Origin of the sequence: Oscillibacter sp. KLE 1728, from assembly GCF_934833455.1 — a bacterium.
GTDB lineage: Bacteria > Bacillota > Clostridia > Oscillospirales > Oscillospiraceae > Oscillibacter > Oscillibacter welbionis.
Map to the genome: position 1 here is coordinate 23,509 of NZ_CAKVVF010000011.1, position 13,680 is coordinate 37,188.

Annotated in this window: 16 protein-coding genes; 9 read left to right on the top strand and 7 right to left on the bottom strand. The window is 58.6% G+C overall.

The annotated features are described in order from the left end of the window. Positions 1-39: 39 nt before the first annotated feature. The 6 genes from QVE23_RS02210 to QVE23_RS02235 all read right to left on the bottom strand — a co-directional run bounded on the left by QVE23_RS02210 (position 40) and on the right by QVE23_RS02235 (position 5,801). Complete coding sequence (locus QVE23_RS02210) at positions 40-438, bottom strand: thioesterase family protein (protein WP_025543991.1); 399 nt, start codon at positions 436-438, stop codon at positions 40-42. 115 nt (positions 439-553) lie between these two features. Next, positions 554-1,672 (bottom strand): ABC transporter substrate-binding protein, encoded by a 1,119-nt coding sequence (locus QVE23_RS02215; protein WP_036627223.1) that lies wholly within the window; start codon positions 1,670-1,672, stop codon positions 554-556. A 74-nt stretch (positions 1,673-1,746) separates the two neighbouring features. After that, the gene (locus QVE23_RS02220; RefSeq protein WP_051320072.1) at positions 1,747-2,577 is read right to left on the bottom strand and encodes an ABC transporter permease; all 831 of its coding nucleotides are present in this window, start codon (positions 2,575-2,577) and stop codon (positions 1,747-1,749) included. A gap of 32 nt (positions 2,578-2,609) precedes the next feature. Then, positions 2,610-3,491, bottom strand: coding sequence for an ABC transporter permease (locus QVE23_RS02225; RefSeq protein WP_287827146.1), 882 nt, complete (start codon positions 3,489-3,491; stop codon positions 2,610-2,612). Further along, on the bottom strand, positions 3,481-4,665 hold the full coding sequence (locus QVE23_RS02230) for an ABC transporter ATP-binding protein (RefSeq protein WP_025543994.1): 1,185 nt from the start codon (positions 4,663-4,665) through the stop codon (positions 3,481-3,483). The genes QVE23_RS02225 and QVE23_RS02230 overlap by 11 nt, the downstream gene beginning before the upstream one ends. A gap of 140 nt (positions 4,666-4,805) precedes the next feature. Beyond that, entirely contained in the window at positions 4,806-5,801 is a 996-nt protein-coding gene (locus QVE23_RS02235) for an RluA family pseudouridine synthase (protein WP_287967506.1), read from the bottom strand. Between the two features lie 106 nt (positions 5,802-5,907). On the opposite strand from QVE23_RS02235, the gene QVE23_RS02240 reads away from it, so the two are divergent. The 7 genes from QVE23_RS02240 (at position 5,908) to QVE23_RS02270 (ending at position 10,893) form a co-directional block, all read left to right on the top strand. Continuing rightward, complete coding sequence (locus QVE23_RS02240; protein WP_025543996.1) at positions 5,908-6,246, top strand: hypothetical protein; 339 nt, start codon at positions 5,908-5,910, stop codon at positions 6,244-6,246. After that, entirely contained in the window at positions 6,243-6,713 is a 471-nt protein-coding gene (locus tag QVE23_RS02245) for a hypothetical protein (protein ID WP_021751218.1), read from the top strand. Before QVE23_RS02240 ends, QVE23_RS02245 begins: the two co-directional genes overlap by 4 nt. Before the next feature lie 119 nt (positions 6,714-6,832). Continuing rightward, positions 6,833-7,339 carry a YceD family protein gene (locus QVE23_RS02250; RefSeq protein WP_273481529.1) on the top strand — a complete coding sequence of 169 codons (507 nt, stop codon included), beginning with the start codon at positions 6,833-6,835 and terminating at the stop codon, positions 7,337-7,339. Positions 7,340-7,390: 51 nt separating this feature from the next. Beyond that, positions 7,391-7,585, top strand: coding sequence for a 50S ribosomal protein L32 (gene rpmF, locus QVE23_RS02255; protein ID WP_025543998.1), 195 nt, complete (start codon positions 7,391-7,393; stop codon positions 7,583-7,585). Between the two features lie 156 nt (positions 7,586-7,741). Next, positions 7,742-9,067 carry a ribosome biogenesis GTPase Der gene (gene der / locus QVE23_RS02260; protein ID WP_287967507.1) on the top strand — a complete coding sequence of 442 codons (1,326 nt, stop codon included), beginning with the start codon at positions 7,742-7,744 and terminating at the stop codon, positions 9,065-9,067. A 4-nt stretch (positions 9,068-9,071) separates the two neighbouring features. Further along, on the top strand, positions 9,072-9,776 hold the full coding sequence (gene plsY / locus QVE23_RS02265; protein WP_021751214.1) for a glycerol-3-phosphate 1-O-acyltransferase PlsY: 705 nt from the start codon (positions 9,072-9,074) through the stop codon (positions 9,774-9,776). A 112-nt stretch (positions 9,777-9,888) separates the two neighbouring features. Beyond that, positions 9,889-10,893, top strand: a complete 1,005-nt coding sequence (locus QVE23_RS02270) for an NAD(P)H-dependent glycerol-3-phosphate dehydrogenase (protein WP_021751213.1) — start codon at positions 9,889-9,891, stop codon at positions 10,891-10,893. Between the two features lie 175 nt (positions 10,894-11,068). On the opposite strand, the gene QVE23_RS02275 is transcribed toward QVE23_RS02270, so the two are convergent. After that, a complete protein-coding gene (locus QVE23_RS02275) occupies positions 11,069-11,752 on the bottom strand; it encodes a YjjG family noncanonical pyrimidine nucleotidase (protein ID WP_287967508.1) in 684 nt (227 codons plus the stop codon). Between the two features lie 113 nt (positions 11,753-11,865). Here QVE23_RS02275 and QVE23_RS02280 point away from each other — a divergent pair, with 113 nt between their 5' ends. Both QVE23_RS02280 and QVE23_RS02285 read left to right on the top strand, forming a co-directional pair. Further along, positions 11,866-12,705: a dipicolinate synthase subunit DpsA gene (locus QVE23_RS02280; RefSeq protein WP_136890687.1), complete on the top strand. Its 840-nt coding sequence runs from the start codon at positions 11,866-11,868 to the stop codon at positions 12,703-12,705. After that, positions 12,702-13,277 carry a dipicolinate synthase subunit B gene (locus QVE23_RS02285; protein WP_025544002.1) on the top strand — a complete coding sequence of 192 codons (576 nt, stop codon included), beginning with the start codon at positions 12,702-12,704 and terminating at the stop codon, positions 13,275-13,277. The genes QVE23_RS02280 and QVE23_RS02285 overlap by 4 nt, the downstream gene beginning before the upstream one ends. Positions 13,278-13,680 lie beyond the last annotated feature (403 nt).

Sequence of the window (13,680 nt, forward strand, 5' to 3'; positions counted from 1 at the left end):
CATTCCGGGTCCTCCCTTGTTTTGTCCATGTGGAAAGAATTACTTCTTCTCCAGCTTGGCATTGCATTTTGCCAGAAATTTTTCGTTCTTGACGATGGCCCGGGTGTGGGTGCCGCTGCCGATGGGGCCGCTCTCATCCCAGGCTTTCACAGCGAAGTCCACCATTTTGCCGTTTTCCGAAACGGCGGTGATCTCTGCCTCCGCCCACACCTTCATGCCGATGGGGGTGGGAGCGTCGTGGGAGATGTCCAGATGGGTGCCCACACTGCCCTGGCCCTCCTCCAGAAAGCTCTGCAGACAGGTCATGGCGGCATTTTCCATCAGGGCGGACATATAGGGCGTGCCGAACACCGGCAGGGCACCGGAACCCACGTTAGCGGCGGTAAGGGCGTCCGTAACAGTTTGCTCCAGGCGGCATTTTGTTCCAATCAAAATCATGAGAGGATTCCTCCTTGGTAAAATATCTTCTGCCTCCAGTGTACAGGAAAGCAATGGAATTCGCAAGGGAAAAAGAAGCGGCACCGGGTGGTGTTCCGGTGCCGCATTTTACAGCTCAGATACCGAGTTGCGTCCAGAGGTCGTTATAGAGGGTGCGCGTCTCAGCAGGGAGGACCAAGTAGGCCTCACACCGGTCCAGCACCTCCTGGGAGGGGGCCATGATCTCATAGAGAGCGGGATCCAGGGGCTCTCCGTAGGTCTCCTCATAGTAGGCAGGATAGGTCTCCAGCGCCTCAGCGTTGGGAGAGGCGTACCAGATATAGTCCATATTCCGCAGGTTTGCCTCAGTGGAGGCCATAAAGTTGATCCAGGCCTCCGCCTCCTCCTTGTGCTGGGAGGTTTTGAGAACGCACATAGCGTCCACGAACCAGTTGCTGCCCTCCTCGGGCACTACATAGGCGAGATCTTCGTTGTTTTCCAGCATGCTCAGATAGTCACCGGCATAGTAGGTGGCAATGGCGGCGTTGCCGCCCTCCATCTTCTGAAACACCTCGTCCATGACCTTTCCCTGATACACCCCGTTCTTTACGGCGTCGGCGATGAGCTGGTAAGCCTCCTGAATCTCCGCCTCGTCAGTGGTATTCACAGAGTACCCCAGGTACAACAGGGCGATGCCCAGAGCATCCCGGGAGTTGTTGATAAGCAGCACGTTCCCGGCGTACTGGGGATCGAACATGGCGCTCCAGCTGGTAATGGGCTCCTGCACCTTGGCGGTGTTGTAGATGATGCCCAGGGTGCCCCAGGTGTAGGGCACGGTGTACTTGTTCTCCGGATCGTAGGACAGATTCTTGAAGCGGTCGTCGATCTTCTCAAAATTGGGGATGTTATCATAATTGAGCTCGGCCAGCATATCCTCTTCGATCAGCTGGGAGATCATGTAGTCGGAGGGGACGATGACGTCATAGTCCACGCCGCCCATGCTCAGCTGGGAATAGAGAACCTCGTTGCTCTCTGCGGTCTGATAGTTGACTTTGATGCCGGTCGCTTCTTCAAATTGGTCGATCAGGGACTCGTCGATATATTCACCCCAGCTGCACACGTTGACCACACGGTCCCCGCTGCCGCTGCCGTTACTGCTGCCGGAATTTTCCGAGTCAGAGGTGTCCTTGCGCACGGAGCATCCGGACAGGAACAGGCTCGCCGCCATCAGTAAGGCGAGAGTCAAGGCTACCATTTTTTTCAATTGATCATTCCTCCAGTGTTGATTTGAATGCGTATCTCAAGACCCGCAGGCCGTGGGACCGATAGTCATGCGCGGGCTCGCTCCCGCAGGCGCTCCTGCCGGGATTCCCGGACATTGATGATGATGAGCAGCAGCAGCACAGCGCCGAAGAGCAGCGTGGAAATGGCATTGATCTCCGGGCTGACCCGCTTTTTCGTCATGGAATAGATGGTCATGGCCAAAGTGGACACGCCGGAACCGGCGGTGAAGTAACTGATGATGAAATCGTCGATGCTCATGGTGAAGGCGATCAGTGCGCCGGAGATGATGCCGGGCTTGATCTCCGGGATAATGACCTTCCAGAAGGCCTGCATCCAGGTGCAGCCCAGGTCTTGGGCCGCGTCCACTAGGTTTTTGTCCATCTGGCGCAGCTTGGGCATCACTGTCAGGATAACGTGGGGGATGTTGAAGGTCACATGGGCCAGCAGCAGTGTACCGAAGCCAAGATAGATGTTCTCCTCCATCCAGAAGGTATCCTGCGCCTGGTTGAACCAGACGGCAAAGGCCTTCCACAGGCCGAAAAAGGCCACGAACAACAGACACATGGAGACGCCGGTGACGATCTCCGCATTCATGACGGGAATGTTGTTCACCGTCATCAGGGGCGTGCGCCACCGCCGCCGCATACTGGCCAGGCCAATGGCTGCAAAGGTGCCCGCCACAGTGGCAATCAGCGTGGAAAGCACGGATACCAGCAGCGTGGTATAGACACTCTGCATAATGAGGCGGTTCTGGAACAGCTCCGCATACCAGTGCAGGGAGAAGCCCTTCCACACCGCGCTGCTGTTGCCGGCATTGAAGGAGAAGATGATGAGAATGAAAATCGGCGCATACAGGAATACGAATACCAACGCCATGAAGATGCGGTTTCCCAGCAGATGCTTCCGTTTCACAGCATCACCGCCTGTTCCTCACCGTCGCCGAAACGGTTCATCACCAGCATACACACCACCACAATGGCCATCATCACAAGCGCGATAGCCGCCCCGAGCTGGGGATTATAGGCCCCGCCCAGGAACTGCTGTTCGATCAGGTCGCCCAGCATCATCTGGGTGCCGCCGCCCAGCAGACGGGAGATGGCGAAGGTGGACACGGAGGGCACGAACACCATGGTGATGCCGGAGAGCACCCCCGGCAAAGACAGGGGCAGGATGACCTTGCGGAACACCTGCACGCTGCTGGCGCCCAGGTCCCGGGCCGCTTCAATGAGGGAATGGTCCAGCTTTACCAGCACGGAGTAGATGGGCAGGATCATGAAGGGCAGGTAGTTGTACACCATACCCAGCACTACGGCGCCCTGGGTACCGATCATCTGGAAGTGATCGATGGGGACATACGCGGCAGGATCAGCTGCGAAGTGCATAGCGACCTGGTTGTAAAGGTCGATCAGGCCGATCTGCTGAAACAGCTGGTTCAAAAGTCCGTTGTTCTCCAGAATGGACATCCAGGAATAGGTCCGCAGCAGAAAATTCATCCACATGGGCAGCATGATGAGCACCATAGCGATGCGCTGCACCTGCGGCCCCTCCTTGGAGAGCATATAGGATACCGGGTATCCGATCAGCAGAGCGATCAGTGTGGCGATGATGGCCAGCTTAAACGAGCGGGTGAACACCGCTGTATAGGTACCCATGCGGGCGAAGTTCTCCAGCGTGAAGTCCCCGGCGGCGGTGCTGAAGGCATAGACCACCATAATGATGATGGGCGCCACCACGAAGATGGACATCCATCCCACATAGGGAACGGCGAACAATGAGAGCTTATTTTTCATCCTCGCTCTCCTCCTCATCCGCCTCCCAGTTGGCGTCGCTCATCTCCTCATATTCTTCCGAGAAGGAGGAGTAATCGCCGAACATCCCGGAATACTGACTCTTTTTCATAATGTGGATGCCGTCGGGATCGATCTTGATGCCGATCCGGGCGCCCACGGGGGAATGGTCTGTGGTTTGGATAAGCCATTTGAAGCCCCGGAAATCCACGATGATGTCGTACTGCATCCCCTTGAAGGTGACGGAGGTGACAGTCCCCACCAGTTGTCCCTGCTCCATGGGGACGATGTCGATGTCCTCGGGCCGGATGACCACGTCCACCGGCTCGTTCTCAGCAAAGCCGCCGTCCAGGCAGGGAAACTCCCGGCCGTACATCTTCACCAGCTTGTCCCGGACCATGACGCCGTCAATGATGTTGGACTCACCGATGAAGTCCGCCACAAAGGCGTTCTTGGGCTCGTTATAGATATCCTCCGGCGTGCCGATCTGCTGGATGCAGCCCTTGTCCATCACTACGATGGTGTCGGACATGGTCAGGGCCTCCTCCTGGTCGTGGGTGACGTAGATGAAGGTGATGCCCACCTGCTGCTGGATTTTCTTCAGCTCCAGCTGCATGTCCTTGCGGAGCTTTAGATCCAGAGCGCCCAGGGGCTCGTCCAGCAGCAGCACCTTGGGCCGGTTTACCAGGGCCCGGGCGATGGCCACCCGCTGCTGCTGTCCGCCGGACAGGGCGTCCGGCTTGCGGTTTTCAAAGCCCTTCAGGCTGACAACCTCCAGCATTTCCAGCACACGCTGACGGATCTCCGTCTCCGGGATCTTTACCCGGCGCTTGCCGGAGGGATCCTTCGGGTCCGGCCGCTTCTGCATCCGCAGGCCGAAGGCCACGTTCTCAAACACATTCATGTGGGGAAACAGGGCGTATTTCTGGAACACCGTGTTGATCTGCCGCCGATAGGGCGGAACGTCATTAATCCTCACACCGTCGAACAGGACGTCTCCCGACACAGGGGTCGTGAAGCCGCCAATAATACGCAGCGTTGTGGTCTTGCCGCAGCCGCTGGGTCCAAGCAGTGTGAGGAATTCTTTGTCGTTGATATAGAGGTTTAAATCGTTGAGAACCACTTCGTCGTCAAACGCCATACGGATGTTCCGCAGACGAATCAACTCTTTGGACATGTATCCTCCCCCATTTCATAATAATTTTGATTACAATGAAACGCCTCTTTTCTCTGTTGAGGGGGAACCTTTCTCGTCGAAATTCAGCAATAACAAACTATATCCGATGTGTGGCGAAAAGTCAAGCAAAATCAAAGATTTCACCGGGGTTTTACGGGAATTTTTTTAGGAGTTTCCGGCGCGGGAAAATACTTGTCCCGGAAGGGCACATCCGCCACGGTGAAGACCCTGCCCCGCAGGTAATTCAGCGCCCCGGCGTCCGTGGGGAAAGGGAAGGCCAGCTGGTAGGAATACAGGGCCTGCCGGGTCTCGCCGTAGCGGCGGTTCACATCCCCCCGGCCGTACTTGCCGTCCCCCAGCAGGGGACAGCCGATCTCCGCCATGGACACCCGGATCTGGTGGGTCCGGCCGGTGAGCAGCCGACACTCTACCAAAGACAGCGGGCCCCGGGTCTCCAGAGTCCGGTACAGGGTCACGGCAGTCTTTCCGCCGGGAATGGGACGGCGATAGAAAGCCACCTGCTTTTTCGCCTCATCTTTTAAAAGAAAGCCCGCAATCTTCCCCTCCACTGGCTTGGGGCGGCCTACGGTGATGCAGAGATAAGACTTCTCCACCTCATGGTTTTTGATCTTCTCATTTATGATCCGCAGGGTCTCCGCGTTCTTGGCGGCAATGACAATGCCGCCGGTGTTCCGGTCGATCCGGTTGCACAGGGCGGGCGCAAAGGCGTTCTCCCATTTGGGATTCCACTCTTTTTTCTGGTACAGGTAGGCCTGAATGTGGTTGATGAGGGTGTTGACCTTCTCCGTCTCATCGGCGTGGACCACCAGACCCGGCCGCTTGTTCACCAGCAGCAGATTCTCGTCTTCGTACACGATGTCCAGCTGGGGACGGAACACGGTGAGAAAGATGTTTTCCTCAGAGGGCTTGTCAAAGAACTCGTCGTTGATATATAATTGTAAAATATCGCCGGACTCCAGCCGTGTGTTCCGCTTGGCACCCCTGCCGTTGACTTTGATCCGCTTGAGGCGGATGTATTTCTGCAGCAGGGTGGGGGGCAGCAGGGGCAGGCTTTTGGCCACAAAGCGGTCCAGCCGCTGTCCGGCGTCGTTTTTTCCAATGGTGAGTTCCCGCATGGCATCCTCCGGTGGGCAAGTATTTGATGCTACCATCATACCTGTTTGCCGGGCGCTTGTAAAGCGGAGAGAGAATTTTTTGAATCGGTTAGGAGAAACTGGACGTATGGCGCAGCATGACGGAAACAAACAGCGGGGCTGGGTGAACTATTTCCGGGTCTTGGCAGGGGGCTACCTGCTGTATCTGGCCTACCAGCTGATGAAGGGCATCTGGGACGGGACCGCCGAAACCGTGGCCCTGAACGCGGCGGCGGGCGCAGTGTTCGCCGTGGCAGGGGCGATGGTGCTTTGGCGGGAGTGGAAGGCGTACCAGTACGCCAAGGCTCACAAGGACGACCCGGATAGCTGGAGCCAGGACGACGCCCTGCCGGAGCAGAAGCGTCCGGCGACACCTGCAGAACAGGTCGGACCCGAAGCGGACCAGAAGGGACGGGACGAGGAATGAAGCTGGAAGAGCTCTGCGCCGCCGTGCAGGAGGCGCGCTATTACAACGAGCGGTTCACCCGCCGGGAGTACACCAGCGCCTTCCGGACCTACACGGAGCGATTCGGACCACTGTACATGGAGGCCGTCCGGGAGACGGCGGAGGACCCTGACGGCCGCCGGGTACTGGCGGAGCAGCTGCTGGACCTGCTGGAGGCAGGGTGGAAACGCCAGCGCCCCTGGAACCGGACCATGGTCCAGGCCCGGGAAAAGCAGATGCTGGTGACGTATCTTTCCCCCATGCTGCTGGGACTGGAGGAGCCCCTGTGCCAAGAGCTGGCAGAGCGGCTGCGGGACGGCTGGAACACCCGCCGGCCCAAGGACATCTACAACATCACCACCTATGCCCGGCTGCAGGAGGGCTTCCGCAATGTGATCCTGGGCATCGACATCACCGGCTGGCAGAAGCGTCGGGAAGAGGAGAGCTGAACAGAGCGCCTGCCCGGAAATGAAAAAATTTGCCCGGAAACGGCAAAAACATGAAAAAATTGTTTGACAACCGGGCACACATCCCTTATAATACTATTCGTGTCATTACGAGGTAGCTTATGCGTTTTGATGTAAGACCCATACTGCATGCCCCTGGCAAGCGCCTGACGTTCCAGTTTTCTCTGGACTTGTCCGACGTGGAATTTGCCGGACGGCATCCCATCAGCCGCCCTGTGGAGGTGGAGGGCGCGGTGAGCAACACCGCGGATCTCCTGGAGCTGGAGCTGACGGCCCGGACCACGCTGGACGCGGTCTGCGACCGGTGCGGCAAGGCGTTTCTTCAGGACAAGATCGTTCCTTTTCGCTGCCTATTGGCGGAAGAGCTCCAGAACGAGGACAACGACGAGATCGTCCTGCTGGAGGATGGGGAAGTGGATGTGGGCGATCTGGCCCGCACGGCGTTCATCCTTGGAATGGACACCAAGACATTGTGTTCGGAAGATTGCAAAGGACTGTGCCCCCGGTGCGGTGCCGACCTGAACCTCGGCCCCTGCTCCTGTGGGAAGGAGACGGATCCCCGTCTGGCGGTCCTGGCAAAGCTTTTAGAGAACAGAGAGAACGAATGAATAAGGCCGGGGGCGACTCCGTTGCCTTTGAAAGATCAAGGAGGTGTCACAATGGCAGTACCTAAGGGAAAAGTATCCAAAGCTAGACGCGACAAGCGCCGCAGCTCCCACTGGAAGCTGGCGGCTCCCGGCCTCGTCAAATGCCCGAAATGCGGTGCGCTGCACCTGCCTCACAGAATGTGCCAGGAGTGCGGTACTTACAACGGCCGCGAGGTCAAGGTTGTCAAGTCCGTGGTGGCGAAATAAGACGTGCCCTGTGGATCGGGAGGGAAGAGCAACATCTTCCCTCCTTTTTCTGCGTCCATACTGTGTAAAAATCGGAGGACGTCTTGCCATTTCGCCGGTCACTGGGTATAATATGACCATGTATGTCTGCTTGATAAAGAAGGGAAGTGAGCGCCGGTGAAACCCATCGTCGCCATCGTGGGCCGGCCCAATGTGGGCAAGTCCATGCTGTTCAACAAACTCATTGGAAAGCGCCTCTCCATTGTGGAGGACACCCCGGGCGTCACCCGGGACCGCATCTATGGGGAGACGGACTGGAACGGCCGGTCCTTCACCCTTATCGACACCGGCGGTATCGAGCCCCGGACCGACGACCAGATCCTGTCCTTCATGCGGGATCAGGCCCAGATCGCCATCGAGAACGCCACTGTCATCATCTTTCTGACGGATGTCCGCACGGGCCTCACCGCCTCTGACCAGGAGGTGGCCAACATGCTGCTGCGCAGCGGCAAGCCCATCGTGCTGGCAGTGAACAAAATGGACTCCACCGGTGTCCCGGACCCGGACTTTTATGAGTTCTACAACCTGGGACTGGGGGATCCCATCGCTGTCTCGGCTGTCCATGGCCACGGCACCGGCGACCTGCTGGACGCCTGTCTCCAGTACTTCCCCCCAGAGGAGGAAGAAGAGGAGGAGGACGACGCCATCAAGGTGGCTGTTATCGGCAAGCCCAACGCCGGCAAGTCCTCCCTGGTGAACAAGATCCTGGGGGAGGAGCGGGTCATCGTCTCCAACGTGGCCGGCACCACCCGAGACGCCATCGACTCCTACTTTGAAAACGATCAGGGCAGGTTCGTCTTCATTGACACCGCCGGCATCCGCCGCAAGTCCAAGGTGGATGAGGACATCGAGAAGTACTCCGTTCTCCGGGCCACCCTGGCCATTGAGCGCAGCGACGTGTGCCTGATCCTGATCGACGCCACCGAAGGCGTCACCGAGCAGGACACCAAGGTGGCGGGCTTGGCCCACGAAGCCGGGAAGGCCAGCATCATCGTGGTCAACAAGTGGGATCTGATCGAAAAGGACGGCAAGACCATGGACAAGATGCGGGAAGAGGTCCGCAACGGCCTGGCCTTCATGACCTACGCCCCCATCCTGTTCATCTCAGCCAAGACCGGCCAGCGGGTGGACCGGCTGTTCGAGCTGATCGACTATGTCTCCAACCAGGCCAGCACCCGGATCACCACCGGTATGCTGAACAGCGTCCTGGCGGATGCCCAGACACGGGTTCAGCCCCCCTCCGACAAGGGCCGCCGGTTGAAGATCTACTACATGACCCAGGTGGGCATCCGGCCACCCCACTTTGTGGTGTTCTGCAACGACAGCCGCCTGTTCCACTTCTCCTACCAGCGGTATCTGGAGAACTGCCTGCGGAACACCTTTGGCCTGGAGGGCACGCCTATCACCCTCTCCATCCGCCAGCGGGGCGAGAAGGAGGGGTAAGACGATGCTGGATTCCTTCTATCTGGATCCCAATGCCGTCACAGGGCCAGACCCCCTCGGCATCCTTATGGTGGCGGTGATCGCCTACTTTTGCGGCTGTTTCAACGGCGCGGTCATCGTCTCCAAGTATATCCTGCGGGACGACGTGCGTAATCACGGCAGCGGCAACGCGGGCCTGACCAACTTCTACCGCACGTTCGGCGGGCCGCTGACCTTTGTGGTGATCCTGTGTGATGTGCTGAAGGCCGTTGTGGCGGTGCTGCTGGGCGGCTGGCTCCTGGGTACGGTCGCCGGGGCCAACGGTTACGCGGCCAATGAACGGATCAGCAGTATGTGGGCACTTTTCGGCGAATACTGGGCTGCCCTGTTCTGTCTGCTGGGTCACATGTTCCCCTGCATGTTCCACTTCAAGGGCGGCAAGGGCATCCTCTCCGGCGGCACCATCGTCTGGATGATCGACTGGCGGATCGGCCTGGTGGTCTGGGTGGGATTTCTGCTCTTATTCCTGCTGACGAAGTATGTATCTCTGGGATCTGTCTGGGCTGGGGCCAGCTTCCCTTTTGCCACTTGGTATTTCTATCCGGATCCGGTCATCGTGCTCCTGGCGTTTCTCCTGGGAGCCTTGATTTTGTGGAAGCACCGGAGCAACATCGTCCGCCTTATCCATGGCAACGAGAATAAATTCAGCGTACACCGCAAAAAAAATTAGGAATGCGGCATGGTGCGGTCCGGCAGAGCCGGACAAAATGGAATTGTTCCGCCATAGGCGGAACAGCTCGATTTCTAACTCCGGATTCCTAATTTGAGGGGGAGGAATACAGATGAAAACAGTTGTATTGGGCTCCGGCGGCTGGGGCACGGCCCTCAGCCAGATCCTGTGCGACAACGGACACGAGACCTATCTCTGGTCCCACAGCCCCGCCAAGGCGGCGGAGATGGCCCGGACCCGGGAGAACCCGCTTTTGCAGGGCGTCCATCTGCCGGAATCCCTCCACATCACCGGGGATTTGGGCTGCTTGAGGGGCGCCGACCTGGTGGTCAGCGCACCGCCCTCCTTTGCCGTGCGGGAGACAGCCAAAAAAATGGCCCCGTATCTCACGGAGAAGACTGTGGTGGTGTCCGTTTCCAAGGGGATTGAGCGGGACACAAATCTGCGTCTCAGCCAAGTGATCCAGGAGGAGACGGGGAATATCTGTAAAGTAGCAGTTCTTTCTGGCCCTTCCCATGCAGAGGAGGTGGGGATCCGCCTGCCCACCGGCTGCGTGGCCGCCTGCTTGGATGTGGATGCGGCGCGTTTTGTGCAGGACGCCTTCATGAACGATTACTTCCGGGTGTACACCAGCGGCGACGTCGTGGGCGTGGAGCTGGCGGCGGCGCTGAAGAACGTCATTGCCCTCAGCTGCGGTGTGTGCGACGGTCTGGGCTATCAGGACAATACCAAAGCCCTGCTGATGACCCGGGCTATGGCGGAGATTACCCGCTTGGGGGAGAAGCTGGGGGGCTCCCGGCAGACCTTCGGCGGCTTGGCCGGTATGGGGGATCTGATCGTGACCTGCACTTCCATGCACTCCCGGAATCGCCGGGCGGGCATCCTCATTGGCCAAGGCAAAACGCCCCGGGAGGCCATGGAGGAAGTAGGCGCCGTGGTGGAGGGATACTTCGCCGCGGAGAGCATTCACCAGCTCAGTGAGCGGGTAGGCGTGGAAATGCCCATCAGCCGCTGTGCCTACGAAGTCCTCTATCAGGGCAAGCAGATCCGGGGCGTGGTAGCAGAGCTGATGACCCGGGCCAAGAAGGATGAACTGCTGGAGACGGCGTGGCTGTGAGGGGGCACCCGGCCATGCGCGTTCCTGCGCAGAGAGAAAGGGTAAGAGACCGGAGGGATCCGGTCTCTTATTGTTTCTGATCGCGGCTCTCTGTTTTGAAGATGAAATGATCCCGGTGAGGCGTCTTGGAGGGCACTCACCGGGATTTTTCAGATTCAAACAGGAAAGCATACTCTCAGACAATATCCAGCAGCTCCCGCAGGTCCCGGATCTCATAGTCGATCCGCAGGTCCTCCGGCCGGGCCTTTCCAGCAGGATTGTACCAGCAGCAGGGAAGTCCGGCATTGTTGGCGCCCTGGATGTCTGTGGAGAGGGAGTCTCCGATCACGAGACCGTTCTCCGGCGTCAGGCCGGGTATGCGGGAGCGGACATAGGCATAATAAGCCGGGTCCGGCTTGGAGGCTCCGGCGTCCTCGGAAATAAAGGCGTCCGTGATGAGATCTGCGAACACACTGCCCTGCAGGCGGCTGCGCTGGACGGAGGCCACAGCGTTGGTGACGATGTACAGCTTGTGCCCCCGGCGGACCAGTTCCCGGCAGACCGCCTCCGCGTGAGGCAGGGGATAGACCCCGGCACCCAGGGCAGTGAGGTAATCCCGGTTGCACTTGTCTGGGTCCCGCGGCAGCTTCAACGCCTGAAAAAAGCGCACAAAACGCTCCAACGTCACATAGTCCTTGGAGACCTCTCCCCGGTCAAAGGCTGCCCACAGCTCCTGGTTGATCCGGTGGTAGAGGGCGCGGGTATCCAGCGTATCCGGAACGCCGTTGCTCCGGCACATGGCGGAAAAGGCACGGGCCGCGGCTTTTGGAAAGTCGAACAGGGTGTCATCCGCGTCAAAGAGCAGATAGGAAAATTTCATGGTGAGGACTCCTTTCGGGAGAGTTTGACCACATGTATCGTATCACATCCAAACAGGAAAGGCAATCACCGCCGCCCCCGCCGTGCATACCATGGCTTGAGGGGGAATGCCGGATGAACAAGACCTTTGGCGTGATCGGCGGAGATCGGCGGCAGGCAGAGCTTGCACGGCTGCTGGCGGAGGAAGGGCGCACGGTCTGGACCAGCGGAGTGGCCGGATGCCCGGATCTGCCTGCGCAGGCAGCGGCGGCGGACGTGGTGATCCTTCCGCTGCCGCTCTGCCGGGAGGACGGGATACTAAACAGTGAGACGGAGGATCTGCCCACCAGTGCGCTGTTCCGCCGTTTCAGTCCCGGCCAGCTGTTGCTGGCAGGGCAGGTTCGTCCCGCCCAGCAGATAGAGGCTGAGAACTGCGGGCTGACGCTGGTGGACTACTTCCAGCGGGAAGAGCTGACCGTTGCCAACGCGGCGGCCACGGCGGAGTCGGCCCTCCAGATCGCTATGGAGCATCTGGACCGGACGCTTCTGGGGATGGAGTGTTTGGTGCTGGGCTTCGGGCGGATCGGAAAGCTGCTGGCCTATCGGCTTCATGGGCTGGGCGCCCATGTTACAGTCACTGCCAGAAAACCGGCGGACCTGGCTTGGATCCGTGCCTATGGCTGGCAGGCGCTGGAGACCGGACGCCTCGATGGTGCGCTGTGTGACTTCGGCGCCGTGTTCAACACGGTCCCCTCGCCCGTCCTGGGCCACCTGCTGCTGGCGCAGCTGCCGAAGGGCTGCCTGTGTGTGGAGCTGGCCTCCGTCCAGGGCATCGACCTAGCTGCTGCAGAGGAGCTGGGACTGCCCCACGTATGGGCCCGCTCCCTGCCGGGGCGGATGGTGCCTGCCGCAGCGGCGGTGGCTATCCGGGACGCAGTCGACTACATTTTAAAAGAACGAGGTGACCCTGTGTGAGAAAAGAACGGGTCGGATTTGCGATGTGCGGCTCCTTCTGCACCCATGAAAAGGTGCTGGCGGAGCTGGAGAAGCTGGTGCAGCTGTATGAGACAGTCATCCCTATCGCGTCGGAGATCTCCGCCTTCACGGATACCCGCTTCGGGACCTCTGATGACCTGATGGAGCGGTTGGAGGATTTGACAGGGCATGAGGTGCTTTGTGACATCCCGTCTGTGGAGCCCATCGGTCCCAAGGGGCTGCTGGATGTTCTGGTGATCGCCCCGGCTACGGGGAATACCATAGCCAAGCTGGCGGCGGGCATCACAGATACGGCGGTTACGATGGCGGCCAAGGCCCATCTGCGGAACGGGAGGCCGGTGGTGATTGCCATGGCCAGCAACGACGGCCTGGCGGCTGGCGCCCGGAATATCGGGGAATTGCTGGTGCGGAAGAACTACTATTTCGTTCCCTTCGGGCAGGACAACGCCCGGGCGAAACCCAGTTCCCTGGTGGCGGACTTCTCCAAAATCCCGGAGACGGTGGAAGCCGCTCTGCGAGGCGAACAGATACAGCCGCTGCTGCTGCGATGAGGGAAGAGACGCGGGAATCAAACCCGCGTCTCTTTTTCGCAGCTTTATTTAAACTGGATAAAATCGACAAAAGAAGCGTGCTAAATCAATATTAACAATAAGTATAACTTATGATAGAAGGAGTCTCATCAGTTTGAGTACTTATTAAGCACGAAAAAGAAGGTGAATCCGGAAAACAAGAGAAAAAAATGAACAAAAGCAGAAGAAGAGGGTTGACTTTTCTGGCAAGCTCTGGTATTCTAACTAAGCTGTCGGGCGTGAGAGTGAAACACCAAAACGCAGAGCTTCAAGAAAAAACTTGAAAAAATGTGTTGACAAAGTAAGAACTTTGTGGTAAAGTAAATCTCACCGCCGGGAACGGCGTGCACCTTGTAAATTAAACAACGTAACGAAAAGGAAGCAC

What these genes read in the sequence shown, in the direction of transcription:
- QVE23_RS02210 (WP_025543991.1), bottom strand. Translation starts at nt 438, where the DNA reads ATGATTTTGATTGGAACAAAATGCCGCCTGGAGCAAACTGTTACGGAC.
- QVE23_RS02215 (WP_036627223.1), bottom strand. Translation starts at nt 1,672, where the DNA reads ATGGTAGCCTTGACTCTCGCCTTACTGATGGCGGCGAGCCTGTTCCTG.
- QVE23_RS02220 (WP_051320072.1), bottom strand. Translation starts at nt 2,577, where the DNA reads ATGGCGTTGGTATTCGTATTCCTGTATGCGCCGATTTTCATTCTCATC.
- QVE23_RS02225 (WP_287827146.1), bottom strand. Translation starts at nt 3,491, where the DNA reads ATGAAAAATAAGCTCTCATTGTTCGCCGTTCCCTATGTGGGATGGATG.
- QVE23_RS02230 (WP_025543994.1), bottom strand. Translation starts at nt 4,665, where the DNA reads ATGTCCAAAGAGTTGATTCGTCTGCGGAACATCCGTATGGCGTTTGAC.
- QVE23_RS02235 (WP_287967506.1), bottom strand. Translation starts at nt 5,801, where the DNA reads ATGCGGGAACTCACCATTGGAAAAAACGACGCCGGACAGCGGCTGGAC.
- QVE23_RS02240 (WP_025543996.1), top strand. Translation starts at nt 5,908, where the DNA reads ATGGCGCAGCATGACGGAAACAAACAGCGGGGCTGGGTGAACTATTTC.
- QVE23_RS02245 (WP_021751218.1), top strand. Translation starts at nt 6,243, where the DNA reads ATGAAGCTGGAAGAGCTCTGCGCCGCCGTGCAGGAGGCGCGCTATTAC.
- QVE23_RS02250 (WP_273481529.1), top strand. Translation starts at nt 6,833, where the DNA reads ATGCGTTTTGATGTAAGACCCATACTGCATGCCCCTGGCAAGCGCCTG.
- rpmF (WP_025543998.1), top strand. Translation starts at nt 7,391, where the DNA reads ATGGCAGTACCTAAGGGAAAAGTATCCAAAGCTAGACGCGACAAGCGC.
- plsY (WP_021751214.1), top strand. Translation starts at nt 9,072, where the DNA reads ATGCTGGATTCCTTCTATCTGGATCCCAATGCCGTCACAGGGCCAGAC.
- QVE23_RS02270 (WP_021751213.1), top strand. Translation starts at nt 9,889, where the DNA reads ATGAAAACAGTTGTATTGGGCTCCGGCGGCTGGGGCACGGCCCTCAGC.
- QVE23_RS02275 (WP_287967508.1), bottom strand. Translation starts at nt 11,752, where the DNA reads ATGAAATTTTCCTATCTGCTCTTTGACGCGGATGACACCCTGTTCGAC.
- QVE23_RS02280 (WP_136890687.1), top strand. Translation starts at nt 11,866, where the DNA reads ATGAACAAGACCTTTGGCGTGATCGGCGGAGATCGGCGGCAGGCAGAG.